The sequence below is a fragment of the Pseudoalteromonas sp. 23_GOM-1509m genome (assembly GCF_000518425.1).
In the GTDB taxonomy this organism is placed as follows: domain Bacteria; phylum Pseudomonadota; class Gammaproteobacteria; order Enterobacterales; family Alteromonadaceae; genus Pseudoalteromonas; species Pseudoalteromonas tetraodonis.
Window position 1 is genome coordinate 85542 of the sequence record NZ_JADO01000011.1, and the last position, 26244, is coordinate 111785.

18 protein-coding genes are annotated in these 26244 nt (G+C 39.9%); 13 read left to right on the forward strand and 5 right to left on the reverse strand.

Annotation, left to right across the window (positions count from 1 at the left end):
- Window positions 1-90: 90 nt before the first annotated feature.
- Together N523_RS0105030 and N523_RS0105035 are read right to left on the reverse strand one after the other, a co-directional pair.
- Entirely contained in the window at window positions 91-1011 is a 921-nt protein-coding gene (locus N523_RS0105030) for a TraB/GumN family protein (RefSeq protein WP_028834494.1), read from the reverse strand.
- A 27-nt stretch (window positions 1012-1038) separates the two neighbouring features.
- Window positions 1039-1389, reverse strand: a complete 351-nt coding sequence (locus N523_RS0105035) for a hypothetical protein (protein ID WP_013463912.1) — start codon at window positions 1387-1389, stop codon at window positions 1039-1041.
- Window positions 1390-1673: 284 nt separating this feature from the next.
- On the opposite strand from N523_RS0105035, the gene N523_RS0105040 reads away from it, so the two are divergent.
- The gene (locus tag N523_RS0105040) at window positions 1674-3818 is read left to right on the forward strand and encodes a winged helix-turn-helix domain-containing protein (RefSeq protein ID WP_028834495.1); all 2145 of its coding nucleotides are present in this window, start codon (window positions 1674-1676) and stop codon (window positions 3816-3818) included.
- A 146-nt stretch (window positions 3819-3964) separates the two neighbouring features.
- Here N523_RS0105040 and N523_RS0105045 read toward each other — a convergent pair whose 3' ends face one another.
- Together N523_RS0105045 and uvrA are read right to left on the reverse strand one after the other, a co-directional pair.
- Window positions 3965-5026 (reverse strand): hypothetical protein, encoded by a 1062-nt coding sequence (locus tag N523_RS0105045; protein ID WP_028834496.1) that lies wholly within the window; start codon window positions 5024-5026, stop codon window positions 3965-3967.
- 29 nt (window positions 5027-5055) lie between these two features.
- Window positions 5056-7881 carry an excinuclease ABC subunit UvrA gene (gene uvrA, locus N523_RS0105050; RefSeq protein ID WP_024602149.1) on the reverse strand — a complete coding sequence of 942 codons (2826 nt, stop codon included), beginning with the start codon at window positions 7879-7881 and terminating at the stop codon, window positions 5056-5058.
- Between the two features lie 163 nt (window positions 7882-8044).
- Here uvrA and N523_RS0105055 point away from each other — a divergent pair, with 163 nt between their 5' ends.
- The 3 genes from N523_RS0105055 (at window position 8045) to N523_RS0105070 (ending at window position 12150) form a co-directional block, all read left to right on the forward strand.
- Entirely contained in the window at window positions 8045-9412 is a 1368-nt protein-coding gene (locus N523_RS0105055; RefSeq protein ID WP_024602150.1) for an MFS transporter, read from the forward strand.
- A gap of 20 nt (window positions 9413-9432) precedes the next feature.
- Window positions 9433-10134, forward strand: coding sequence for a single-stranded DNA-binding protein (ssb, locus tag N523_RS0105060; RefSeq protein ID WP_024602151.1), 702 nt, complete (start codon window positions 9433-9435; stop codon window positions 10132-10134).
- A 369-nt stretch (window positions 10135-10503) separates the two neighbouring features.
- A complete protein-coding gene (locus tag N523_RS0105070; RefSeq protein ID WP_028834497.1) occupies window positions 10504-12150 on the forward strand; it encodes an EAL domain-containing protein in 1647 nt (548 codons plus the stop codon).
- A 29-nt stretch (window positions 12151-12179) separates the two neighbouring features.
- Here the strand turns inward: N523_RS0105070 and N523_RS0105075 are convergent, their stop codons facing one another.
- Window positions 12180-13088, reverse strand: a complete 909-nt coding sequence (locus N523_RS0105075; RefSeq protein ID WP_028834498.1) for a 1-aminocyclopropane-1-carboxylate deaminase/D-cysteine desulfhydrase — start codon at window positions 13086-13088, stop codon at window positions 12180-12182.
- 335 nt (window positions 13089-13423) lie between these two features.
- On the opposite strand from N523_RS0105075, the gene N523_RS0105085 reads away from it, so the two are divergent.
- From N523_RS0105085 to tldD, 9 genes are all read left to right on the forward strand, one after another.
- Window positions 13424-15430 (forward strand): formylglycine-generating enzyme family protein, encoded by a 2007-nt coding sequence (locus N523_RS0105085; protein ID WP_028834499.1) that lies wholly within the window; start codon window positions 13424-13426, stop codon window positions 15428-15430.
- Window positions 15431-15564: 134 nt separating this feature from the next.
- Entirely contained in the window at window positions 15565-16608 is a 1044-nt protein-coding gene (locus N523_RS0105090) for a rod shape-determining protein (RefSeq protein WP_013463921.1), read from the forward strand.
- A complete protein-coding gene (gene mreC / locus N523_RS0105095) occupies window positions 16608-17450 on the forward strand; it encodes a rod shape-determining protein MreC (protein ID WP_016900309.1) in 843 nt (280 codons plus the stop codon). Before N523_RS0105090 ends, mreC begins: the two co-directional genes overlap by 1 nt.
- Window positions 17443-17922 (forward strand): rod shape-determining protein MreD, encoded by a 480-nt coding sequence (mreD, locus tag N523_RS0105100; RefSeq protein ID WP_016900308.1) that lies wholly within the window; start codon window positions 17443-17445, stop codon window positions 17920-17922. Before mreC ends, mreD begins: the two co-directional genes overlap by 8 nt.
- Entirely contained in the window at window positions 17922-18491 is a 570-nt protein-coding gene (locus N523_RS0105105; protein WP_028834500.1) for a Maf family protein, read from the forward strand. The genes mreD and N523_RS0105105 overlap by 1 nt, the downstream gene beginning before the upstream one ends.
- Window position 18492: 1 nt before the next feature.
- A complete protein-coding gene (gene rng, locus N523_RS0105110) occupies window positions 18493-19965 on the forward strand; it encodes a ribonuclease G (protein WP_013463925.1) in 1473 nt (490 codons plus the stop codon).
- Window positions 19965-23813: a YhdP family protein gene (locus tag N523_RS0105115; RefSeq protein WP_028834501.1), complete on the forward strand. Its 3849-nt coding sequence runs from the start codon at window positions 19965-19967 to the stop codon at window positions 23811-23813. The genes rng and N523_RS0105115 overlap by 1 nt, the downstream gene beginning before the upstream one ends.
- Window positions 23810-24649: a carbon-nitrogen hydrolase family protein gene (locus N523_RS0105120; protein ID WP_028834502.1), complete on the forward strand. Its 840-nt coding sequence runs from the start codon at window positions 23810-23812 to the stop codon at window positions 24647-24649. The genes N523_RS0105115 and N523_RS0105120 overlap by 4 nt, the downstream gene beginning before the upstream one ends.
- Window positions 24646-26085 carry a metalloprotease TldD gene (gene tldD, locus N523_RS0105125; protein WP_028834503.1) on the forward strand — a complete coding sequence of 480 codons (1440 nt, stop codon included), beginning with the start codon at window positions 24646-24648 and terminating at the stop codon, window positions 26083-26085. The genes N523_RS0105120 and tldD overlap by 4 nt, the downstream gene beginning before the upstream one ends.
- Window positions 26086-26244: the final 159 nt, after the last annotated feature.

Sequence of the window (26244 nt, forward strand, 5' to 3'; positions counted from 1 at the left end):
AATTTAGCGGCATTTTTTATATCACGCTGATTAACATTAAAAAGCCAAATATAAATAGAAGTGACATTGCTTGCTTGTCTGTTTTATCCATCAATCGGCCTCAGCAGTTGTTTTGGAAGTTGTATTGTTAATATCAACTAAAGATACTTGGTAGCCTTTATTCTCAAGTAATGTCAGTAAGCTATCTTCTCCGGCGAGGTGTCCTGCGCCCACAAGTACAAATTCACTTTTATCGTTTTTAAACATTTGTTCTACTTTAACTAGCCAGTTATTGTTTCTATCGGTCATTAATTGTTTATAAGTTGCAGGATCATTTTTTTGCATCGGTTCAAGTGCTACTGTATAGAGCGATTGTGTATCACCCTCACGCCAAGCTGAGAGTAATTTTTTAAACATCACACCGTAATTATCAAACCCAGCTAAATTATTTTTGATAAAGTCACTTTCGTTATGTTCACCCATAGTCTTAAATAACTCTAACTGAAATGCCATCGTCTCTAAGTATTGTTGTTCTTTATTATCTAATGTCGCTTTTTTAGTAAAGTAAGCGTCAACGCCTTCACCCATTAAATTTTGTTTTTGCAACTCCATCGACATCAGCACAATACTAACCATTGCTGGGCGAAAGTTATCTAATTTATTCAGATTTGCACCAAATTCAGCCAGCTTGTTTTCTAATGCGAGCTTTACCTCTGGAGTTAGCTTTTGGCTCAATGTTTCATTATTTTTATAGGATAGTGCGCTCAACATTTTCATTTGTGCTTGTGCATCGCTAGGATCAGGTATTGGTGCTTCTAATACAATAGTATCTGCTTGTTTATAGGCGTGGTTAAACTCCACTGGTAGAGGCATTTCTGATTTAGGTAAAATGTGTACTGTGCCGCCAATAAATAATGAGTCATTTCCTTTGCTTACCTGCCACACTGAGCTTTGTGCTTGCACAGTCGTTGCTAATAAGCCGCTGCTCAATAATACAGTTGCTGAAAATACTTTTTTAGTAAATGCGTTCATAACACTTCCTTAATGAAATTTTATTTATTATTGATTGGTTAAAATAGTGCTTATATAAGTTGTTAGTGATGACGTTATTTTCGAAAGGTTGCTATCAATTTTTGCGTTCATCTTGTTTATAGAAGATTCAAAGTCGGCCGTTATTTGATTCTCTATACTAGTAAATAATGTTTCAGTGTTTACTTCATGCTTAATGAGTGAATCGGTGTTTGTAGCATAAATTATTTGATTGCTATTGATGACTATTTCACCGGCTGCACATTGCCCTGAATTAGCTAATAGCGTGTTGCTTTTGCTTTCTGTAGCAACTGCAGAGGCTGTACTAAATACTGTTGCTAATATAATTACGGGTAATACTTTTTTAGTTGCGTTATTCATAATGAAACCTTTTTTATGTTTAAAAGTCAGCTTAATTAACATTTAAAAGTCGTGTTCAGTAAGCTGCTTGTTGATGACGTTTTAAAGAATATCGCTGAATTTACCGAGAGTCGCTTATCTAGTTGTGAGTGATTTATTTATAAGAATTTTTATTTTTTTTATTGTTTTAAATTAAAGTGTTAGCCTTAAACCTTATCTGCAGAAATAAGGTTTCTAATTCACCTAACTATATTAAAAAGTGTACCTGTGATAGGGTTAGTGAAAAATAAAAATACGTAAACACTATGAATTATCAAATCGGACCTTGGCAATTTATTAGTAATCGATGTGTGATTACTTCAAACAACATGGAAAGGGAATTAGACCCACTTTTAGTAAAGCTATTACTGTATTTTATAGATAAGCCTCAACAAATCGTTTCCCGTCAAGCGCTAATAGAGAGTGTGTGGCAGCAAAGCTTTGTAGACGACAATGCCATTAATCGTGCTATTTCAGAGTTAAGAAAGCAGCTTGCTCACCCCATTGAAAAAGCGCCGCTTTTGAAAACGCATTACCGTAAAGGGTACAGTCTAACCGTCATACCAGAGCGCTTAACGCAAGCAAGCGTTTTTGAAGAGCCTGCAAACTTTTTGCCTGACTCACCGGATATTTCTGCAAAAAATGAGGAGGTAGTGACTGCAACTACTTCTCAACCGGTGCAAAAAACGAATAGTAAGAATTTTTTGATTTATTCTTTAGTCGTCATTATTTTTATATGCTTTTTAGTATGGTTAGGGTTGTTTTTTATTAATGCACCTTCTAGCGAAAAGATTAAACAGATCACGGTTAATAAGGTAGCAAGTACGTGGAATATTGGCAGCGAGGTTCACCCCGAGGTATCTTCTGATAAACAGTTTTTAGCTTACACTAATATAGAACCTGAAAATGACGTAATGCATGCATTTGTTAAGCGTCTTTCAGATCAGCGAGAGATTGAAATTACCTATCCAGGCTTTCAGGTGTCTATTTTATCATGGCAGTTAAACCAGCACTCAGTGCTATTACAAGCTACCAATTTAAAGCAGCAAAAGTGCGAAATGGTACTTGTTGATTTAAGCCAGTTTCCTGTTATAGGGGAGGCTACCTCTATTAAAAAGTGTGACCTTAGATATACAGGTTATGCGCAAGTAGACGAAAGTGGTGAACATATTTATTACACCGAATATAAAAATGAGCATGAAGGTTCAGGTTTATATAAATTTGATTTAGAACTTAAAAAAGAATTCATAGTGATCCCACCACCAGGGGTAATGTATGGCGTAATCATGCCGCGTTTATCTCATTCTGGTAATAAAATAGCATATATACTTAGTCAAAAGGGTAAGCCTTTTTCTGTATTTAGTTATAACTTTGAGACCCATGAAACCAAGCGGTTATTTAAAGCAGAAAAAAGCACGATTAGCTTTGCATTTGATTGGCTTGCTGACGATAAAGGCGTGATTGTATTTGAAGGTTCTGAGCTTTCAACCATTATGTTTGATGAAAAAAACATTGTTAAACATACGCTAACAGTAACCCCAAAGATAAATCCTTATTATATAGCGGTTCACTCTGCCAATAGTCTTTTTTATTCAGAGAATAAAACCCAATCATACTCGCTAATTAAAGCAACAGACCCTTTTGGCGATACACCTAAGTATGAAACACTCTATAAAAGTGATAAAGACGACTACAACATTATTGAAATAGTTAATAAAGAAGGGCCTGCGCATGTTTTCGTATCTGAGCGTTCTGGCAGCAGTCAATTATGGCTCTCTCAAAATGGTTTTACAAAGCAACTTAGCTTTTTTAATTATGATGATGCCCCTTCGATTTTTGCATTAGGAATGCTCAGAGCTTCTCCCAATAAGCAGCGCATAATGTTCATAAAAAATAAAAGCTATTCACTTTATGACGTAAACGCTCAAAAATTTTATCCGTTAGAAGAATTTAATAAGCATAAAATAATAAGCTATATTTGGTCAAAAAATAACGAAAGCATTATTTATATTAAGCGACTTGGTTCAAAAAATATATTGGCAGAATTTAATTTACTCACCCGCGATACACGCGTGATAGAAGGAATAAAAGCGAATAAACTCATTTCAGATAGTAAAGGTAACGGATACGTAACCAATGATAATCAATTAATTCGCCTTTCAGATAGGCAAAGCTGGGAATTACCTAAAAATGCCAAAAAGTCAGTTGCATATGGCATTAGCAAAAATTATTTCTATTATTCAGATTCTATTTCTAGAATCGCTAGGCTAAATTTACAAGATCAAACCATACAAGATACACACGTGGACTTTCGACCTATTGGTTTTGAGGTAAACGAAAGCAATGAAATATTGTTTACGGGATCTAAGTATAAAGATATGCAAATAGTACAAATTAGTTGGGGCGAATAGCACTATTCATTATGCCGAAAAAGCCAGCGCGCGTGAAGAAACTACATAAAAAGCAGTTTATGATGCGGTTGGGTTTATTCCACGCCCATAAGCGCGCTTATTTGCAGATATAAAAATGCCGCTAATTTAGCGGCATTTTTTATATTTTAATGTTTTGTAGCAGAAATACCGGCAGACTCACAGGCTCTAACTATAAATTGATAACCGTAAGGCATGCCTTGATCAGGCGTTATTTCAATAATTTCGTAATCATTGAGCTCGATTGACTTACTCTCTATTGATTTCTTACAGCGTGAATAACTGTCTGCTTCATAACTATAGGCAAACATGGCAATTAAGCGCTTACTACGTTCAAAGTAGCCTTTAGTATCTAAAAACTGCCTAACCGTTTGAGTGTTCTCATCTTCGCCTTCTAAGTGAATACCAAATGTTTTTGTCTGAGCGCCGTCATTGTCTGAAGAGGGGAGTTTTTTCTCTATTTGCTCACTCAATTTTTCTATGGCTTGCTCTTGTTCAGCGGGGGATTTATTTGCGAGCGATTGGCTATTTTCAAAGCTATTTACTATATCGTTTAATACTTTTTCAGGCGGTTTTTCATCAATAAATGCAATCAGACTTACAAACACTACCGTCGCTAAAAAAAAGCGGGTTAATGCAGTTAGAAGTGGTGAGTAGCTTTGGCTAATAAACTTTATGCGATCAGATCCAAATGGCTTGATTAGTAATAACACTATGATGTAAAAAGGCAAAATAAGTTGTAAGCCGAGCAGTGTTGCCAGAGTTATTCCTAGTGTCCAAGGCGGTAAATATAATAAAGTGGCAAAGTTATGAGTGTAATTAAAGTGATTAGCTGATACCTGAGTGACTTCATTTACAATGCCACTAGCACTTGCTAAAACAAAGTTAGCAATACTGGCATAAAATACCAAAATAAGTGCTTTACCGGCGAGTGAATTCCATAGTTGATTAAACTTAGGCCAAAATTCTATGATCAGCGCAATAATAGTAATAGTGGCACATAGCCACGTTAACTTAAAAATGGCTAGAGTTATAAACGCAAGCAGATAAAGTTTTTGCGCGGTGTTAAGGTTAAACCATATGCTTTTTATATGGCTAAGCAGTTTAACTTGGTGTGGTTGCCAGCTTTTTTGCTGTTGCTTAAACTGCTTATTAGCACGCCATTTTGCAATTTTTAAATACCTTAACACCGACTTTCCTTATCTAAAGCGTATTACCGTTATTTATTTAATAACGGTTTTAAGTAGTGCCCAGTATGAGAGCGCTGGCATTCAGCCACTTCTTCTGGTGTACCTGCAATCAGTATTTCACCGCCGCCAGCACCACCTTCAGGGCCTAAATCAACGATCCAGTCGGCTGTTTTGATTACATCTAAATTGTGCTCAATCACTACAATGGTATTGCCATGATCGCGCAGACGATGCAGTACTACTAATAACTGCTCTATATCAGCAAAGTGCAGGCCTGTTGTTGGCTCATCTAATATGTATAGCGTTTTACCGGTATCACGCTTAGAAAGCTCACGTGCTAACTTAATTCGCTGTGCTTCACCACCAGAAAGTGTTGTAGCGGCTTGGCCTAAGCGGATATAAGAAAGTCCAACATCCATTAGGGTTTTAAGTTTGCGTGCTATAGCCGGTATTTTATCAAAGTAGTCATGGGCATCTTCAACGGTCATGTCGAGCACTTGGTTGATGTTTTTGCCTTTATATTGTACTTCTAAGGTTTCGCGATTATAACGTTTACCCTTACACACATCACACGGTACATAAACGTCAGGTAAAAAGTGCATTTCTACTTTAATAACGCCATCACCTTGGCATGCCTCACAACGCCCACCTTTAACATTAAAGCTAAAGCGACCCACTTTGTAACCACGTGAACGGGCTTCTTGAGTACCCGCAAACAGCTCACGAATACCGGTGAAAATACCAGTATAAGTTGCAGGGTTTGAACGCGGTGTGCGGCCAATAGGGCTTTGGTCAATATCAATCACTTTGTCAAAGTGTTCAAGGCCTGCAATTGACTTGTAAGGCGCCGCTTCTGCGGTTGTGGCACCATTAAGCTCAGTGTGAGCAAGTTTAAATAAGGTGTCGTTAATGAGTGTAGATTTACCTGAGCCCGATACACCGGTAATACAGGTCATTAAGCCAAAGGGTATTTTTAAATCAACATTTTTTAAGTTATTACCGGTAGCGCCAAACAGCTCTAACCATTTATCGTTAGTAGCATGGCGCTCTTTAGGCACTTCAATTTTACGCACCCCCGATAAAAACTGACCGGTAACCGAGTCTTTGCTCGCTAAAATATCATCGCGTGTACCTTGAGCAATAACATGGCCGCCATGCACACCAGCACCCGGACCAATATCAATAATATGATCTGCCGCGCGGATCGCGTCTTCATCATGCTCTACAACAATAACGGTGTTACCTAAATCACGTAAATGCACTAAGGTTTTTAATAAACGGTCGTTATCACGTTGGTGTAAACCAATAGATGGTTCATCCAGTACATACATTACACCTACTAATCCAGCGCCAATTTGACTCGCTAAACGAATACGCTGTGCTTCACCGCCAGAGAGCGTGTCGGCGCTGCGCTCAAGTGATAAGTAATTTAGGCCAACATTTATTAAGAAAGATAAACGATCGCGAATTTCTTTTAAAATCTTCTCCGCAATTTGGCCTTTTTGCCCAGTCAAATGCAAGCCTTCAAAAAAGCTCATTGCCTCACCAATACTCATATGTGTGATGGTTGGTAAGTTAGTTTGACCAATAAATACGTTACGTGCTTCTTGGCGAAGGCGCGAACCTTTACAACTAGGGCACGCTTGACTAGTTTGATACTTAGCTAGCTCTTCACGCACAGAGTTTGATTCAGTTTCGCGGTAGCGGCGGTTCATATTATTTAACACGCCTTCAAATACATGATTACGTGTAATTAAATCACCGCGGTCATTACGGTAATTAAATGCAATTTTAGTATCACCCGAGCCATCTAGAATAATTTTCTTATGTTCTTTAGCTAGTTCCTGATAAGGCACATCTAAATCAAAGTCGTAATGTTGTGCAACTGCTTGCAACATTTGATAGTAGTAAAAGCTGCGTTTGTCCCAACCTTTAATTGCACCGCCAGCTAAACTTATCTCAGGGTTATGAACCACGCGATTAGGGTCAAAGTATTGCCTTACACCTAAACCGTCACAGCTTTGACAAGCCCCGGCTGGGTTGTTGAACGAAAATAGACGCGGTTCAAGCTCTGTCATCGCATAGCCACAGGTTGGACAGGCAAAATTTGCTGAAAACAGCATTTCTTCAGCATTGCTATCGTCCATAAACGCAATGTTGGCAACGCCGCCTGACATTTCAAGTGCTGTTTCGAATGATTCCGCGAGACGTTGTTGCTGGCCGTCTTTGACTTTAAAGCGATCAACCACGACTTCAATTGTGTGCTTTTTATGTAGATCTAGTGGTGGTGGATCAGATAGGTCGCACACTTCGCCATCAATACGTGCGCGAATGTAGCCTTGGCTTGCAAGCTGCTCTAATAGCTTTACATGTTCGCCTTTACGGTCTTTAACAACAGGGGCCAAGAGCATTAGCTTTGTGCCCTCAGGCAGCGCCAGTGCGGTATCGACCATTTGGCTGATTGTTTGCGCCGCGAGCGGTAAATCATGAGTCGGACAGCGAGGTTCGCCAACGCGTGCAAACATCAAGCGTAAATAATCGTAGATTTCAGTAATAGTTCCCACGGTTGAACGTGGGTTATGCGAGGTTGATTTTTGTTCTATGGAAATAGCAGGAGAAAGGCCTTCAATATGATCTACATCGGGCTTTTCCATTAATGACAAAAACTGCCTTGCATAAGCAGAGAGTGATTCAACATACCGGCGTTGCCCTTCTGCATACAGCGTATCAAATGCAAGTGATGACTTTCCTGAACCAGATAAGCCAGTAATAACAATTAGTTTATCACGTGGGATGGTTAGGCTGATGTCTTTTAAATTGTGCGTGCGGGCGCCTCGGACTTCAATGTTTTCCATGCTATCTCGTTTATTGCCAAAATTATTTGCTCAGTATCGCATAATACGCTGCAATATTAATCCTTGATCATCGAAAAAATCCTTAGTTATAGACGATTAATTATTGCCAAGCTTGTGATAGAATCCTTGCCTAATTTTTTAACACAGTAAGATCACGCAAATAATGACCGCATCTTCACTTAATTCACGAGAAAAACGCGCCGCCGTATCGTTAGCGAGTGTGTTTGCATTTAGAATGCTCGGCTTGTTTATGCTGATGCCTGTTTTAGCTATTTATGGTCAAGAGCTTGAAGGCTTTTCACCTATCTGGATTGGTTTTGCAATTGGTGCGTATGGTTTAACTCAGGCCGTATTACAAATCCCAATGGGGAGACTTTCCGATAAAATAGGTCGTAAAAAAGTCATAGTCGGTGGTTTGGCGGTGTTTGCTTTAGGTTCGGTAATTGCCGCTTTGGCAGAGTCTATTCAAATGGTGACGGTAGGGCGTGCGTTACAAGGCATGGGAGCTATCGCCAGCGCATTATTAGCGTTTGCATCAGATTTAAGCCGAGATGAACAGCGCCCCAAAGTTATGGCGGTGATTGGCATGAGCATCGGCATGAGTTTTGCGTTTGCGATGTTATTAGGGCCGATAGTGGCAGCTTCGTGGGGCATTGCAGGCGTATTTTGGCTAACGGCTATTTTGGCTGTGTGTGGTATTTTTATAGTCACTATGCTCGTTCCCAGTGCAATAAATAAAGCCCCTAAAGGCGATACGCTTGCCAGTTTTAGTGACATCAAAAAATTGATTAAACACCCACAGCTGGCACGTTTAAATGCAGGCGTATTATTGCTGCATCTAACATTAACGACTATTTTTGTAGTATTACCAAGCCAATTAATTAAAGATGGCTTAGTGGCCGAAAACCATTGGCAGCTTTATATCCCAGTTTTATTTTTGGCGTTTTTTTTAATGGTGCCAGTAATGATAGTGGCGATTAAAAAAGAGAAAGAAAAACAAGCATTTATTGGTTCTGTTATGGTTTTAATAGTCAGCATGTTAAGTATGTCTATGTGGGCAAACAGCGTTGTTGGTATTGCGGTTTGTATGCTGTTATATTTTGTTGCGTTTAACTTTTTAGAAGCCACTATGCCGGCTCTTGTGTCGCGTATTGCTCCAGCAAGCCAAAAAGGCTCAGCCATGGGGGGGTATTCATCGAGCCAGTTTTTAGGCGCTTTTTTAGGCGGCATGCTTGGCGGGTATGTAGCACAAACAACTAGTACGCAAGCTGTGTTTGCGGCGGCGGCACTTGTTGGGGTAATATGGCTTATTATTGCGTGGAAAATGCAAGTCCCACCGAAAAGCAAAGTTATTAGTTTAATGACCCAATTAGATTCTGAAGAGCAGGCACAAACACTGGCTTCTCAGTTAGTTGCTTTACCCGGCGTAATAGAAGCAACCGTAGTTCGCGATGAAAGTCGTAGCTACTTAAAGATTAATGATAAAGAATTTGACCTAGACCAAGCCCGAAGAGTGGCTGGTTTAATCTAACGTTTATAGGAGATGGTTCCATGGCACGCGGTGTGAACAAAGTAATTTTGGTTGGTAATTTAGGGCAAGATCCTGAAGTTCGTTACATGCCTAATGGTAATGGTGTAGCAAATATTACCTTAGCAACTTCAGATAGCTATAAAGATAAAAACACTGGCCAAATGGTTGATAAAACTGAGTGGCACCGTGTGGTATTTTTTGGCAAGTTAGCTGAAATTGTGGGTGAATACTGCCGCAAGGGATCACAAATTTACGTAGAAGGTAAACTTCAAACCCGTAAATGGACTGATCAACAAGGCCAAGAAAAATACACCACAGAAATCGTTGTTGATGGCTTTACGGGTCAAATGCAAATGCTAGGTGCACGCGGTGGCGATCAACAAAGTGGTGGCTATCAAGGTAACCAAGGTGGTCAACAAAGTAGTGGCTATCAAGGAAACCAAGGCGGGCAACAAAGCGGTGGTTATGGTCAAAATAACCAAGGCCAAAATAGCCAGCAAGGCAGTTATGCTCCACAGCAGCAATCTGCACCTGCTCAGCAGCCAGCACCGCAGCAAAACAACCAATACCAGCCACAGCAGCAAGGTGGTTTTGCACCACAACAAAATAGTGCACCACAACAGCAAGGCGGGTTTGCACCTAAGCCACAAAATGCACCGCAAGGTGGCGCATCAAACCCTATGGAACCAACAATCGACTTTGATGACGATATCCCGTTCTGATCAAAGACAAAAAATAGAATGTTGAAAAATAATTTAGAAAGCCGCTATTAAGCGGCTTTTTTTATTAAAAAAATGACCGTATTCCATTTCTACAGTTTTTAAATCTGAATAAACACTTCCTAAAGTAAACATATGAATGTGTAAAAAGCACTGTGATATTGGTGTTTTTATTTTTTGAGCCAAGCCCTCCTTTGTTCAAACTAATATATAAATAATGACAGCTGTTTAGTTAACTAATTGAAGGCTAAATATAATGTTTATAAACATTAAGTACTAACTTTTAAACCTCTGCTAAACTTTTATTATTGGCTTGTACAATTGCAAATAGTAGACAACACTTTAATAACTTATTTGATGTGCCGGTGGGTTATGAAAGCCAGTAAATTTCACTTTACCAATTATTCAAATGCTTTGTTTTATGCTCTGTGTATCGCCTTGCTAGTGATTATTAATAGCGGTTTAAGTTTGGTTTTACAGCATCAAAACGAGCAAGTTGGTTTAAAGCTAGCGAAGCAATTGCAACAGCCATTGGCCAATGAAAAACAACTTATTGCAAATACGCCTTTTACGCTCGCCCCTAATAAAAACTCTATTTATATAGAAAAACAAAAACATTATTTTAGCGCTAACTCAAAAGGAATTTTGCTCTACTCATGGCCAGTTTGGTATAGCTATAGCTATTTGTTTTTAATAATAAACGCGGTTCTTTTGCTCGCTATGCTTTGTATTCGACGTTTTAAAAAGCCTAAAACAATAAAAAACAGCACAATAACCTCTAAACGTCAGCAGCACTTTAATAATAAGAAAGTGCGTTATGCACCCAAAGTGAGTTCTTTACAGCTCGCTCCAATAGCGACAACTAATGTGCAGGAAGCAATTAAATATAATGTATTTGCACTTATTCAGTGTGAATGTCATTTTGATGCAAACACTGACTTACAAGCGACTCTTAAAGTCTTATTGGCAAAAGACTTTATTAATACGACTGAAATATCCGTTAAGTTATTAACTGCAGGCAATTTCGCTTTTACTCTCAAAGGGATTGATGCAATTGATAAACTCAATTGCGCTAAATATTTACATCAATGCATTGTAAGTGCCGCTCATGTATTGGCGCCAAGAACTGCACAGAGGCATGTAAAAGTAGGTTTATGTACTTATTATTCCGAGGCTGATCAGGTTATGGTGTATCAGTTGGCAAAGTCAGCACTTACTCTTTCGCAGCAAAATCGAGTTAAGCATTATCACCAATTAGCGTTAAATTATGGTCATGTTCAAAAGCTCGATAGACACTCAATATCACAACGAATTAAAAAGCAAAAATTGGCTATTTTATTTCAACCAGTATACGAGCTCGATAGCGGCGCTATTATTAAGCATTACGTATCAATTAAAAGTAATGACAGGGGAAATAAACAATTACTTAATCAAGAAAGTATCAGTCAATTTTATAGCGAAGGTGAGGCGCTATTGCACGATCAAGCGGTAGTTATGCAAGTAAAAAAACTATTGCTTATAGATAAATCATCGTCAGTTATTAGTATTAAGTTACATCCTAAAAACTGGTTTAATAACGAGTTTTGGAGCTGGTTAACTGCTTATATCAATGACTTAAAAAACCAACATACACTGCAATTTTCTATAAATGAATCAGAATTCTTAAATAATCAATTACGTTTGCAAGGCGCTTTTGCAGCAATAGCGGCACTAAACTGCAATATTGTAATTGATGATGTGAGAAGCAGTAAAAATATTTTTAAGTTTACGCTTAATAAACAAATATCAGGGCTTAACTTAGCTTCTGAACTTGTCCATGGGATAGAGCGCAGTAATTCACAACAAAAATACGTTAGGGGGATTGTGCATATAAGTAGATTATTGAGCTTGTCAGTATTTGCACTTGATGTAGAGACGCCTCAGGAGCTACAGCTTTTAAAAGTAATAGGCATTAGCGGCGCGCAAGGAGGATATTTTTCTAAATTACTCCCCAATTATACTCAAGTCGCATTTCACTAATGCTAAGCAATTAACAAGTTAAATATACTCTACACTAATTTGCGATATTTTAGCCCTTCTAAACCTTGCAACCCACCAGTATGTATTGCAATAATTTTGCTGTTAGGGGCAAAGTAATCATTATTGATGAGCTGCCAAAGTGCGTACATCATTTTACCGCTGTAAATAGGCTCCAAGGGTAATTGATGTTGATGCTGCATGTGTTGGCAAAACTGCCATAAATCAGCTGTAAAATGACCATATCCACCACCGTGAAATTGTGTAAGTAGTTGCCAGTTATTTTGTGATTTTGCTTTAGGGCTAAGAGCGCGTATTTCGTCCCGTAGGTAGTCGGCTTGCTTTAAAACAGCAATCCCTAGTAGGTTGATTTTATTTGAGCTGCCCTCTATCAATCCAGCCAAGGTGCCGCCACTGCCAGTTGGACAGATTAAGTAGTCGTGCTCAGGTAAACTCTGGGCAAGCTCTTTACATCCCTCTATAGCAAACGAATTAGTGCCTCCTTCAGGTAGAATGTATGCGTTTGGAAAGCGTGCCTGTAATGCGGCTAAATAGGCTTCATCATGTCGTTGTTTGTACTCTATACGATTGACAGCATGTAACTGCATACCACATTGCTGTGCAAATTTTAGAGTAGGATTATTTAGATCAAGCTGTGGGCCGCGCACAATTGCGTGGGTTGTTAAGTTAAACTCTTTACCAGCAGCGGCGCACGCATGAATGTGATTTGAAAAAGCACCACCAAATGTAAGTAATTCAGATTTACCCAGTTGTTGCATACGAACTAAATTGTATTTGAGCTTTCGCCATTTATTACCGCTAATAAGTGGATGCAATAAATCATCGCGCTTAATAGTTAAAGTTATTTTCTTGTCTGTTAGTAATTCACTGGTAATTGTTTGTAAATAGCTATGTTCATTAATACTGAATGGTATTGGCATTATCACTCTTTTTCATTAGTTACATGATGAATGTGCTGTGTAATAGCGTTATTTTGACTCAGTTTTTATTACTTAAGCAAACTAAAAAATATGAATACGCGGCTAAATTGGCATCTTAATAGCGTAAAATGCAGATAAATCTCGGTGTTGTTAAATAAATTAGCTATTTAGTACAAATGAAACGGTTATTTACTGGCATGAAACGGGATAATAGTTGTAAACTGAGATAATAAATGAACAAAGCTTGTGTTTTGTGCTTCAAGTACATAGCATAAGGTTTTATTATAAAAAATAATAATAACCAAATAATTGCCGCTTTTTTGGGACTGGAATATATGCGAATTGCTCCTTTATCTCTGTTAATTTCTGCTAGCTTTTTTGCAAGCACAGTATTTGCACAAGATACAACTACTGTAAACAGAATTGAATCAGAGATTAATACGAAACAAACAGAATACACTCGTTCAACGACGATGCTCGACAAATATTTAAAAGAAGAGAATCAACTTCAAACACAACTTGAATTGCTGAGAACGCGTTCCACACAGCTTGATAAAGAAAAAAACCAAGCGTTGGATGCGATGAATGATATGTATCGACGTTTAATTGATAATCCGTCGCTAGACATTACCTCTGCACAATCGCGTTATCAAAAAGCCGTTGTTGATCAAGAACAAAATAAAAATGATATTTCTATGCAATTGGCGGCAATTGCATCCCATCTAAAAGATATTGAGCAAATTCGCGCTGATAAACATGCACTTCAAAACACGATTGAAAGCTTAAAAGTGCAATATACCACGGCGCGTGTAGAGCGATTACGCAATGAGTTTACCCGAGAGGGTACGCTTGAAGTTGACCATACCATTAACTGTAAGCGCACTGAAACACTGGCGGCATGTGAGCAGAGCGGTCAGCAAATAGGGCTGAAAAAGGCAACTAAACGTTTTTTAGATCAAATATTTGAAAATCTTACAGAAAAACGTCTTGTTGAACCTAAGCGAGACATGGCAGGGGCACAAGTACAAATTTTAAGTAGTCACGTGATTAAGAGCGCATTTAGCGGACAAGGTGATTACAACGTCAATTTAAGCGTTACTATGCGCGGAGATGTAAACAGCAGTCGTTTATGTCACTTACTTAGTGTGAATAATAGTTTTTGTTTAGAGTATGGTACCCCGCTGGCAAATACTTATCAGCCAGCTTATAGCACTACTTTCTCTGATAGTCAGTTAACATTCAGCGATAATGGGGATAATAAAGCTGCTGCCGTTGTCGCTAAAACAGTTAATAAAAAGCCTAAAGTGGTCGCTGAGAACAAGAAAGATCAATTAGTTCAGTTAACCTTACGCTCTAATGTACACGGCGATGAAGTATTTATTAATGATATTCGAGTAGGTTCTACTCGTTTGGTGACGAACTTACCACGTGGTTTGCATAAGTTAGAAATACGCAAAGAGGGTTACATCCCTTATAAAGCGCGAATTGACTTAAAGAAAACGCGAACGCTTTTTGCTCAGTTGGAAAAAAAGTCAGAGTCGATTGCTGCACCGACTAAAAAGCGAGAGCAAATAATACAAGCAGATTGCCCAAAAGGAATGGAAGTTGATACACGCCCACCTATGGTGGACCCATCAGCAGTGATGATCCCCGTTGGTAAATTTAAAATGGGTGATATAAACGGCAATGGGCTTGAAAATGAACGCCCCGTGGTTGAAAAAACGATTAGTGAATCTTTTGCTATGCAGAGCAAAGAAGTAACTGTTGGCGCATTTGAAGCGTTTGTAAACGAAACGCAATATAAAACCGAAGCTGAAAAAGGCAAAGGTTGCGCATATTACCTCAACGGTGAACCTGTTTGGGAAGCAAGCTTAAATTGGCGTGCTCCAGGATTTGAGCAAACCAATGAGTTTCCTGCTGTGTGTTTGACAAAAAATGACGCTATTGCGTACGCCGAGTGGTTTTCTGATAAAACAGCGCAAACGTATCGTTTACCTACTGAGGTTGAGTGGGAATATGCGGCGCGTGCAGGCACTGAGACAGAGTACCCATGGGGTAACGAAATTGGTAAAAACCTAGCTAACTGTGGTTGGTGTGGTAGCGAGTGGTCGAATAAACGCACGGCTCCGGTAGGGTCTTTCTCTGCAAATGCATTTGGCTTATACGATACTGTAGGCAATGTATGGGAATGGACTAGCAGCACAGGGAATAAAAAAGATGCCGTTGTTCGCGGAGGTGCATGGAATTTTGCCCCTAGCCTTGCTCGTGCATCAACGCGTTTAATTTTAGCGCCAGATTTTAGAGCTAATTATATTGGCTTTCGCTTAATGAGCGAACGATAATATTTAATGGGGAAGCGGTGCTTCCTCTTTTTAATGATTACAAAGACGGCTGCGCTTTACATTGCTCATTGTGTTGAGAATGTTAAAGTAAGCGCAACTACAATAAGAACGAATTTCAAAGGTCATCCAGCCTCATGTTTAAAAAACTCCGTGGTATTTTTTCAAACGATCTATCGATCGATTTAGGTACAGCCAACACACTAATTTATGTAAAAGAAGAAGGTATTGTATTAAACGAACCTTCAGTTGTTGCTATTCGTCAAGAGCGTGCTGGTGGACCTAAAAGTGTTGCATCTGTAGGTACAGAAGCTAAGCAAATGTTGGGCCGTACGCCTGGTAATATTAAAGCTATACGTCCAATGAAAGACGGTGTGATTGCTGATTTTTATGTTACTGAAAAAATGTTACAGCACTTCATCAAACAAGTGCACAATAATAATTTTATGCGCCCAAGCCCACGCGTGCTTATTTGTGTTCCTTGTGGAGCCACCCAAGTTGAAAAGCGTGCAATTCGTGAATCAGCGATGGGTGCAGGTGCTCGCGAAGTCTACTTAATCGAAGAGCCAATGGCAGCTGCAATTGGTGCCGGTTTACCGGTGTCTGAAGCAACGGGTTCTATGGTGGTTGATATTGGTGGCGGTACAACAGAAGTCGCTATTATTTCACTTAATGGTGTTGTGTATTCATCATCAGTACGTATTGGTGGCGATAAGTTCGATGAAGCCATTATTAATTATGTGCGTCGTAACTTTGGTAGCTTAATCGGTGAAGCCACCGCTGAGAATATTAAACACCAAATTGGATCGGCATTTAAAACAGACGAACCAGTAGAGATAGAAGTGCGTGGTCGTAACCTTGCAGAAGGCGTTCCTCGTTCGTTTACGCTTAACTCGCATGAAATCTTAGAAGCATTACAAGAGCCACTAATGGGAATTGTAAGCGCTGTCATGGTGGCGCTTGAGCAGTCTCCACCTGAGCTGGCATCTGATATTTCAGCGCATGGTATGGTGTTAACTGGCGGCGGCGCATTACTTAAGGATTTAGATCGCCTGCTAATGGAAGAAACGGGCATTCCAGTGGTTGTTGCTGATGATCCACTTACGTGTGTTGCACGTGGCGGCGGCAAGGCCCTTGAAATGATTGATGTTCACGGTGGTGACGTTTTTAGTTACGATTAATGAAATCAATGTTTGAAAAAACGGTTTCTTTGCAACTGCGACTTTTTGTCGCAGTGCTTTTGAGTATCGTATTGATCCTTGGAGACAAGTACACGCAAGGTGGCGAGAACATTCGTACTAGTTTGAATACGTTGGTCAGTCCACTTATTTATGTTGCTAACCTACCTTACGAAGTATTTAGCTTTAGCGCCAAAAGTTTGCATACCCGTGAGCAGTTACTAACCGAAAACGAAGCACTCAAAAAGAAGCAAGTATTGCAAAGTGAGCAAATCCAGCAGTATGAGTTTTTAGCAAAAGAGAATCAAAAACTTCGTGCATTACTTGGCTCGTCCTCTAAACACACCAATCGTAAAATTATTGCTCAAGTACTTTCTGTTCATTCAAATCCTTATAGTCACCAAGTGGTGATAAATCGGGGAACCACCGATGGTTTAAGCGAAAGCCAAGCGGTGATTGATGATATGGGGTTAGTCGGGCAGTTGACTAAAGTTGGTTCAACAACCTCGCGGGTGCTGTTAATTACAGATACCACCCATGCAACACCGGTGCGTATATTACGAAACGATGTGCGCACAGTGGTTGAAGGTATCGGTAAAATTAACGTGCTAAAGCTATCACATGTGCCGCATAGCTTAGATGTGCGTATTGGTGATGTGCTGGTGACCTCTGGCCTAGGAGGTACCTTTCCTGAAGGTTATCCGGTAGCGGTGATCACCGAAATAACTCGTGATGAAGGCCAACCTTTTGCGCAAGTATTTGCTGAGCCGATAGCTCAATTAGATCGAATTCGGTTATTAGTGGTGTTATGGCTAAATCAGCAGGAGTTGATGGGTGATGATTAACCGTCATATGCTTTTAATCGCATTAAGTATTTTCTTTGCATTAGTAATGGCGCTAATGCCGTTACCTTTTTCACTTGAACCATTTCGTCCTGATTGGGTGCTATTGGTGCTTATGTACTGGTCTTTAGCTTTACCGCATAGACTAAATATAGGGACTGCTTGGGTTGTTGGGTTATTAATTGACTTAGCAACAGGCTCCTCATTGGGTGTTAATTCCTTAACTTATTCAGTGTGTATTTTTGTTACTGCAAGTAACTTCCAAAAAATTCGCAATTTTTCATTGTGGCAACAAAGCCTACTTATAGGCTTGTTCTTAACGCTTTACCACTTAATGCAGTTTTGGTTAAATCACTTTTTACTTGGCGTTTATTTTAGCCCACATTACTTATGGCCTGTATTAACAGGCATGTTGAGCTGGATATGGGTATTTTTATTACTTCGAAAATACCGTAGACATTTTAGGATCAGATAATGACTTGCGCAGTATATTTAGCCTCCGCGTCTCCCCGTCGTAAAGAGCTTCTAACCCAATTGGGTATTGAATTTTCACAGTTTAGTGTTGATGCCGATGAAAGTCAGCTTGCTAATGAACTCCCGCATGACTATGTAGAGCGTTTAGCGCGTTTAAAGGCGCAAATGGGCGTAGAGCAAGGTTATACTGACCGACCAGTGCTAGGTAGTGATACTGTGGTGGTGATGGATAACCAATCATTATGTAAGCCTCGAGATAAAGACGATTTTACTCAAACCTTAAAGCGCTTATCAGGGAACACGCACCAAGTGTTAACTGCCATCGCTTTTGCTACATCAGATAAAGTACTCAGTTGTGTGGTCAGTACAGATGTCACCTTTAAAACGCTCAGTGATGAAGAAATACATGCTTATTGGCAAACGGGCGAGCCTCAAGATAAAGCCGGTGGTTACGGTATCCAAGGGTTAGGTGGGCGCTTTGTAACGCATATTTCGGGTAGCTATTTTGCCGTTGTCGGCTTACCTTTATATGAGACAGAACAATTATTAAATACATTCTTAAGAGGGTAGCATGAGTACAGAACTACTGATCAATGTCACGCCAAGTGAAAGTCGCGTTGCCCTAATCGAAAACGGTGTATTACAAGAAATTCAGCTAGAACGTATTGGTAACTTAGGTATCGTGGGTAATATTTACTTAGGTAAAATAAGCCGCGTGTTACCAGGTATGCAAGCCGCTTTTGTTGATATAGGCCTAGAGAAAGCCGCCTTTTTACACGCTTCAGATATCGTTAATAGTGCCTCTATTGTTGAGGGCGTTGACGACGAGCCGATTAAAAAAGTCCAAGATATTCGTGAGCTTGTTCGCCAAGGTCAGTACATTATGGTGCAAGTGGTTAAAGACCCTTTGGGTAGCAAAGGGGCACGTTTAACCACTGATATCACGATACCTTCACGGTATTTAGTGTTTATGCCTGATGCGACACATGTTGGGGTGAGTCAGCGTATCGAAACGGAAGAAGAGCGTGCAAGGCTGAAAAAAATTGTAGCCGAATACGGCGATGAAAACGGTAGTTTTATTGTCAGAACAGCTGCTGAAGGCGCAAGTGAAGCGGAGCTGAGACACGATGCAGCTTTTTTAAAAAAGCTCTGGGATAAAATTGTCTCTAGACGCCGAAAAACCAGCAAAGCCAGTATCTTGCATGAAGATCTTACACTTGCCTTTAGAACGTTACGTGATTACGTAGGTGAAGATATGGAGCGCATTCGTGTTGACTCTAAGCTTACCTACCAAGAGCTTAAGCTGTTTACTGAAGAGTTTGTGCCTTTGTTATCACAAGTGCTTGAGTATTACCCAGGTGAGCGCCCCATTTTTGATTTATTTGATGTAGAAAGTGAAATTCAAAAAGCACTGCATCGTAAAGTTACTTTAAAATCGGGTGGTTATTTGATCATAGATCAAACTGAAGCGATGACCACTGTTGATGTAAATACAGGCGCTTTTGTTGGTCACCGTAACCTTGAAGAAACTATTTTTAATACCAATGTTGAAGCAACCTCTGCTATTGCTCGTCAACTAAGGCTGCGCAATTTGGGCGGTATTATTATTATCGACTTTATTGATATGGTAAGCGATGAGCATAAACGCCGTGTAATGCACTCATTAGAATCTGCACTCGATAAAGATCGTGCCAAATCTAATATCAATGGTTTGTCGGCATTAGGCTTAGTTGAAATGACCCGCAAACGTACCCGCGAAAGCCTAGAACATGTATTGTGTGATGTATGCCCAGCATGTTCAGGGCGAGGCTCACAAAAAACAGTTGAGACAGTCTGCTATGAAATTCTTCGTGAAATAGTACGTGTTAATCGCGCTTACGATGCAGATAAGTTTGTAGTGTATGCTTCGCCTGCAGTTTGTGAAGCGCTATTAAATGATGAGTATCATAACCTCGCCGAATTAGAACTATTTATTGGAAAGCAGGTCAATATTCAAACTGAAAGTTTATACAGCCAAGAGCAGTTTGATGTGGTAATGATGTAATGAAATTTAAAGCGGCCTGTTTTTATTGTGTGCGAAAATTATGGCAAATAAGTGCTGTAATTTTAGTACTACTGGCCGTGATTGTTTCTATTTTAAAATACACCTTACCCTACGCGAACGATTATAAAGGAGATATAGAAAGCTACCTTGATGATAAGTTTGATATTAGTTTATCTATAGGTGCTATATCAGCAAGTTGGCAAGGCAGTGGTCCCGCTTTAGTACTCGAAGAATTATCATTTAAAGACAACCAAACAGCCCCTATCTCTTTAACCATAGCTAAAACCAGTTTAGAGCTAAACCTGTGGGAAAGTTTAAAGTCGCTGCAGCTTAAATCAAATTACTTTGTGATCAATGGCTTTCATACCAAGGTTAATGTCGCTAATTTATTTGCTGGTAATCAAGATGAAGTTTCATTTGAGCAAAAAGAACTAATAGAAGGACTGTTTTTAGGTGAAACCGGTCACTTTGCAATAGAAAACTCCAGCATCAGCTTTGTACTAGAAGATAACAAAGAACGTAAACTGTTATTAGAAAACATTGTATGGCAAAACCAAGATAAACAGCATCTTGGTAGCGGTAGCCTAGCGCTACCGGGTATTTCTGTGGGTAATTTTGATGCCCGTATTGCGCTCAAAGGTGAAACCTTAGAGCAAATGGTGGGCGATTTATATGTGCAGGCTAATCAGGTTGATGTGTCAAATTGGTTGGCCCAGTATATAAATACTCAAAAGCAGCAACTGCATAGTGATTTAAACTTACAAGCATGGCTTAGGCTAGAGCAAGGCTTAGTAAGTGACGTAAAAGTACAGTGGTTACCGAGTGCGGTAAATTGGCAACTCAATGCGCAAACACAAAAGGTCAGCCTAAGTGAAGGGGGATTTCATTTATACCCTGAGCAAAATAGCTGGCGGTTAAAAAGTACCGGCTTAGCGTTTAGTACCAACGAAATAACGTGGCCTAGCCTCGAATTTGAAGCTTTATTAGGCAAGCAAAATAAAATATGGCTACAGCAACTCGATTTAGCCCTATTAAATGATTTAGCAGAATTAACTAATTTTACTGACTTAACCCCTTTCTTAGCTCGCCAACCCAGTGGTGAAATAAAAAACGCGTACCTAGAGTTTGCCGATGCAAAGCAATGGCAACTATGGTTTGAAGCCGATGAAATTAGCTGGCAAGAGAAAAACGCCGTACCCGCCGCTCAATCCTTAAGGGTTGATGGATTGGTTAATCAGCAATATGGGCGGATCACTATTTTTGGTGAAAACAGCCACTTAATTACAGGTGCTAGTTTTAGTAATAATATTGACTATAACCAGCTAAACATCGAATTAGATTTAGCTAAGCGTTCAGGCGATTGGCATATTAGCAGTGATAACCTGTGGTTTGATAACAATGAAGTGACCTTAAGCGCGCAGATGCAATTAAGTTTAGGTAAGACGCCTCGCTTAGATTTATATGCCGAAGCATTTGCCCCCGATGCCAGTATTGCCGGTCATTATTTTCCTTTAACATTAATGAGCCCTGAGTTAGTTAGTTATTTAAATGGCGCAATAAAATCAGGTGAAGTAACAAATGCTCAGGTGTTATTTTCTGGTCCATTATCAGGCTTTCCATTTGACAATGGTTCTGGGCAGTTTGATGTTTTAGCGCAAATAGATAATGCTACCTATCAATTCGATCCGGCTTGGCCAGCAGTCACAAATGCCAGTGTAAAGCTGCATTTTGCAAATGAGCGAATGGATATTTATAGCCAGCAAGGCCAACTGGTAAACCTTGACGTTGGCAGTAGTGTACATGTGAGTATTGATGACTTAATGGGCGATGCGCCATTGGTGGTTAGTATTGATAAGCAAGCTGAGCTTGAAAAAATGCACGATTTTTTTGTCGCCACGCCTTTAGCAAATCCATTAGCTGATATTTTTAATGTTGTGCAAGGACAGGGGCTTGCCAGCGCAAACATTGAATTGCTAATCGGCTCACAATTTGAGGGCGGAGCGAGTGTAACTGGTAAGGTTAATTTACTCGACTCACCTCTTTATATTTCTGCTCCCGGTATTTCGCTTGAGCATTTAAAGGGGGAGCTTAGCTTTAATAATCAACAAATAAACCTCACCGATGCTACGGCTACATGGCTTGGTATGCCATTAACGATTAACTACACTAGTGACGCAAACGCAGAGGATTATCGCGCTAATATAAATATAAATGCTCAGCTTGATGCGCAAACACTCATAAACCATGGTCAAGGTATCTTAGATGGTTACTTAAGCGGGCAAAGTGACGTTGATGTTGCTTTAGAGCTTAATTTTACCGAGCAAGGGTTTAACTATCGTGCCGAAGTTGAATCGCCACTTATTGGCTTAAATAGTTCCTTGCCAGGAGTATATACAAAAAGCAGTGAGCAAATTTGGCCTCTGAGTGCGGTTATTCAAGGTGATGATATCTCTAATCTGATCACTGCACATATTAATGAGTTATTTTATTTCAATGCCATTCTAGACAATACTCAATCGCAGTTTACCAACGCTCATTTTATCATCGGTGAAAAAGATTTAGGGCTTAACTCACAAAATTTAGCGGTGAGTATTAATTTAGCGCAGAGTGAGTTATTACCTTGGGTTGATTTAATTGATCAAATTATTAATGTAGCTAAAGCGCAGTCTGACAGTGCCTCGACGGGCGTGATGCCGCCTTTACATGAAGTGGTTGCGAATATTAACTCTTTTAACGTGAGTGGCATGCAGTTTAATGATTTTGATATGCGTTTATCGCCCCTAAATAATAATTTGCAATTAAAGCTCAATGCCAAAGAGTTAAGAGCCGAAGTATTTATACCTAGCGGGCAATCAAGTCAGCCGATTCGAATTAATAGCGATTATTTAAGGCTTAATTTTTTAGATACAGAATCAGAGCAACCGAGCGAAAAATCAACCCCTGAACAACTTGCATGGCTTACAAAATTACCGGCTATTGAATTTGAATGTGCCGATTGTAAAGTAAGTCATTATCAGCTTGATAAGGTAAGCGCCTCATTGTTAGGCGATGGTAAAAAGCTGCTTATTTCTGAGCTAGTGGTTGATAAGGGCGACCATATATTACGGACTAAAGGGCAGTGGCAGAATGGCCTAACGGCGATGAACGGTGAACTTAAAAGTAATGATATTGGCGCCTTATTTAATGAGTTTGATATTACCACCACTATTAAAGACTCAAACGCCAATCTAAATTATCAGCTAAATTGGCAAGCGGCACCTTATGATTTAGACATTGCCAGTTTAGATGGCGAAATTAGCTGGGATTTAGGCGAAGGCCATTTAACTGAAATCAGTGATGGAGGTGCACGCGTATTCTCATTACTGAGCCTTGATTCATTAGTGCGTAAGCTAAAGCTTGATTTTAGAGATGTATTTTCTAAAGGTTTTTTTTATAACAGCATGCAAGGCACCATGCAGATAGATAAAGGCATTGCCTATACCCAAGATACTAAAATGGATGGGGTACCTGCCGATCTCTCTATAAAAGGGTATGCAAATTTAAATACTCTCGAAATTGACTACGACTTAGCCGTGGCACCACAAGTAACCTCGAGCATTCCGGTGATTGTGGCTTGGATGGTTAATCCAGTAACGGGGCTTGCAGCTTTAGCAATTGATAAAGTGATTCATTCTGCCCGAGTGATCTCAGAGATCAACTTTAAAGTAACAGGCAAAATGAACGATCCTCAGGTACAAGAGTTAGATCGTAAGAGTCGAGAGGTGACTTTACCGCAAGCAGCACAAAACCAGCCACAAGCATCCTCAGAGTTAAAACTTAAAGATGCCGAGGTTAGCGCCACACAATGAATAAACAACACATAAACTCATCTCCTGCGATTATCGCATTGCAAATGTGCTCTGGCTTAAACCCTGATGATAACATTGCACTTTTAAAGCAAGCATTAGCTGCTCTGCCAAACACGCGACCTTTGTTAGTATGTTTACCTGAAGCGTTTTTAGTGTTTAGTAAACACGCAGGTGATACGTTGTTAGTGTCACAGCGTATTGAACAATATAAACAGCAAATCAGTGAATTGTGCCGTAAACACAACATTTGGTTAAACGCTGGCACGTTACCAGAGCCCTATAACCAGCATAAGTATTACGCCGCCTCTCATTTATTTAATAATCAAGGCAATATTGTTGCAAGCTATAACAAAATACACTTGTTTGATGTTGAGGTAGATGACCAGACCGGCAGCTACCGAGAATCCGATTTTACTCAAGCCGGCAATGAGGTTGTGGTCGTTGATTCGCCCTTTGGTAAAATTGGTTTAACAGTGTGTTATGATTTGCGTTTTGCTGGTTTATTTAATGCCTTAGTTCGCAAAGGCGCCGAAATTATATTAGTACCCAGTGCGTTTACTGTTCCAACAGGTAAAGCGCATTGGCAGCCGCTACTTGCAGCGCGAGCTATAGAAACGCAATGTTATGTTATTGCTGCAGCGCAATATGGAACGCATGAAAACGGTAGGCAAACTTATGGTCACAGCCTCATGTTATCGCCTTGGGGTGAAACATTAAGTGAAAAATCAACAGGGCTTGGTTTTATTAGTTGCACCGTAGATTTAAACCAGTTACACAAAATTAGACGAGATATGCCGCTGCAATCTCACCAACGATTTAGAGAGCCATTATTATGAATTCGGTTGAACAGCATTTATTACACGACAGCCAGCTAAATCGAGAAGAACTCGAAAAAACATTAGCTTATATTCACCAGCACAAAGTTGATTATGCCGATCTTTATTTTCAATCGAGCCATCATGAGTCTTGGGTATTAGAAGACGGCTTAGTGAAAGAAGGCTCTTATAACGTTGAGCGTGGCGTGGGGGTGCGGGCTGTAAGCGGTGAAAAAACCGGTTTTTCATATTCAGACGCAATCAATCTTGAAGCGTTAAACAAAGCAGCCACGGCAGCACGAAGTATTGCCGATGCCGGTGAAGATAAAGCGGTTAAAGTATTTAGTGACGTGGCTGCAAAGCAGCAGTTTGCACCGCATCAACCAATTTCTAGTATGAGCGATACCGATAAAGTTAATTTGTTACGTGAGCTTGAAAATTATATTCGTGAATTAGCCCCTGATGCTGAGCAAGTTATTAGCTCAATGTCTGCGGTATACGAAGAAGTATTAATTGCAGCCAGCGATGGCACCTTTGCTACCGATATTCGCCCACTGATCCGTTTAAACTGCTCTGTATTGCTAGAGAAGAATGGTCGTCGTGAACGTGGCGGTGCTGGTGGCGGTGCGCGCCTAGATTATGGTTACTTTAAAGAGCTGGTAGATGGTAAGCCGCGTTGGATGGGTTTTGCAGAAGAAGCCGTTCGTCAAGCTAAAGTAAACTTAGAAGCTATTGATGCCCCAGCGGGTACTATGGAAGTGGTATTAGGTAATGGCTGGCCAGGCGTGTTGTTGCACGAGGCCGTAGGTCATGGCCTAGAGGGAGACTTTAACCGTAAAGGCGCGTCTGCGTTTAGCGGTAAAGTAGGTCAAAAAGTTGCTTCAGAGCTATGTACTGTGGTTGATGATGGCACTATGGCCGATCGCCGTGGTTCACTTAATGTAGATGACGAAGGTACGCCTGCAGCCTATAACGTACTTATCGAAAACGGTATTTTAAAAGGCTATATGCAAGATAAAATGAACGCGCGTTTAATGGGGGTAAACCCAACAGGTAATGCTCGTCGTGAATCATACGCGCATTTACCAATGCCACGTATGACCAACACTTACATGTTAGGCGGCGAGCACAGCCAAGCTGATATTATCAGCACGGTTAAAAAAGGCGTGTTTGCTCCCAATTTTGGTGGCGGCCAAGTGGATATCACCTCGGGTAAGTTTGTATTTAGTGCCTCAGAAGCTTACTTGATTGAAAATGGTAAAATTACTCAGCCAATTAAAGGGGCAACATTAATTGGTAATGGTCCTGAGGTTATGCAACAAATTTCTATGGTAGGTAATGATTTAGCGCTTGATAAAGGTGTAGGTGTTTGTGGTAAAGACGGTCAAAGTGTACCAGTAGGCGTAGGCCAGCCAAGTTTGAAAATTGATCAGTTAACGGTAGGTGGTACTGCTTAACTTAATAACTGTAAAACGCTATAAATAAAACCTTGAAAGTGCATGCTTTCAAGGTTTTTTTATTCTAAATTTCAGCTATTACTAGAATAGCTTGTTACATTTTTATTATTCACTTTACCTTTATCTCGCCCTAGAATAGGTACTTAGTTGAGTTTGGCT

Coding starts and splice junctions, on each gene's coding strand:
- N523_RS0105030 (WP_028834494.1), bottom strand. CDS start 1,011: ATGAACGCATTTACTAAAAAAGTATTTTCAGCAACTGTATTATTGAGC.
- N523_RS0105035 (WP_013463912.1), bottom strand. CDS start 1,389: ATGAATAACGCAACTAAAAAAGTATTACCCGTAATTATATTAGCAACA.
- N523_RS0105040 (WP_028834495.1), top strand. CDS start 1,674: ATGAATTATCAAATCGGACCTTGGCAATTTATTAGTAATCGATGTGTG.
- uvrA (WP_024602149.1), bottom strand. CDS start 7,881: ATGGAAAACATTGAAGTCCGAGGCGCCCGCACGCACAATTTAAAAGAC.
- N523_RS0105055 (WP_024602150.1), top strand. CDS start 8,045: ATGACCGCATCTTCACTTAATTCACGAGAAAAACGCGCCGCCGTATCG.
- ssb (WP_024602151.1), top strand. CDS start 9,433: ATGGCACGCGGTGTGAACAAAGTAATTTTGGTTGGTAATTTAGGGCAA.
- N523_RS0105070 (WP_028834497.1), top strand. CDS start 10,504: ATGAAAGCCAGTAAATTTCACTTTACCAATTATTCAAATGCTTTGTTT.
- N523_RS0105075 (WP_028834498.1), bottom strand. CDS start 13,088: ATGCCAATACCATTCAGTATTAATGAACATAGCTATTTACAAACAATT.
- N523_RS0105085 (WP_028834499.1), top strand. CDS start 13,424: ATGCGAATTGCTCCTTTATCTCTGTTAATTTCTGCTAGCTTTTTTGCA.
- N523_RS0105090 (WP_013463921.1), top strand. CDS start 15,565: ATGTTTAAAAAACTCCGTGGTATTTTTTCAAACGATCTATCGATCGAT.
- mreC (WP_016900309.1), top strand. CDS start 16,608: ATGAAATCAATGTTTGAAAAAACGGTTTCTTTGCAACTGCGACTTTTT.
- mreD (WP_016900308.1), top strand. CDS start 17,443: ATGATTAACCGTCATATGCTTTTAATCGCATTAAGTATTTTCTTTGCA.
- N523_RS0105105 (WP_028834500.1), top strand. CDS start 17,922: ATGACTTGCGCAGTATATTTAGCCTCCGCGTCTCCCCGTCGTAAAGAG.
- rng (WP_013463925.1), top strand. CDS start 18,493: ATGAGTACAGAACTACTGATCAATGTCACGCCAAGTGAAAGTCGCGTT.
- N523_RS0105115 (WP_028834501.1), top strand. CDS start 19,965: ATGAAATTTAAAGCGGCCTGTTTTTATTGTGTGCGAAAATTATGGCAA.
- N523_RS0105120 (WP_028834502.1), top strand. CDS start 23,810: ATGAATAAACAACACATAAACTCATCTCCTGCGATTATCGCATTGCAA.
- tldD (WP_028834503.1), top strand. CDS start 24,646: ATGAATTCGGTTGAACAGCATTTATTACACGACAGCCAGCTAAATCGA.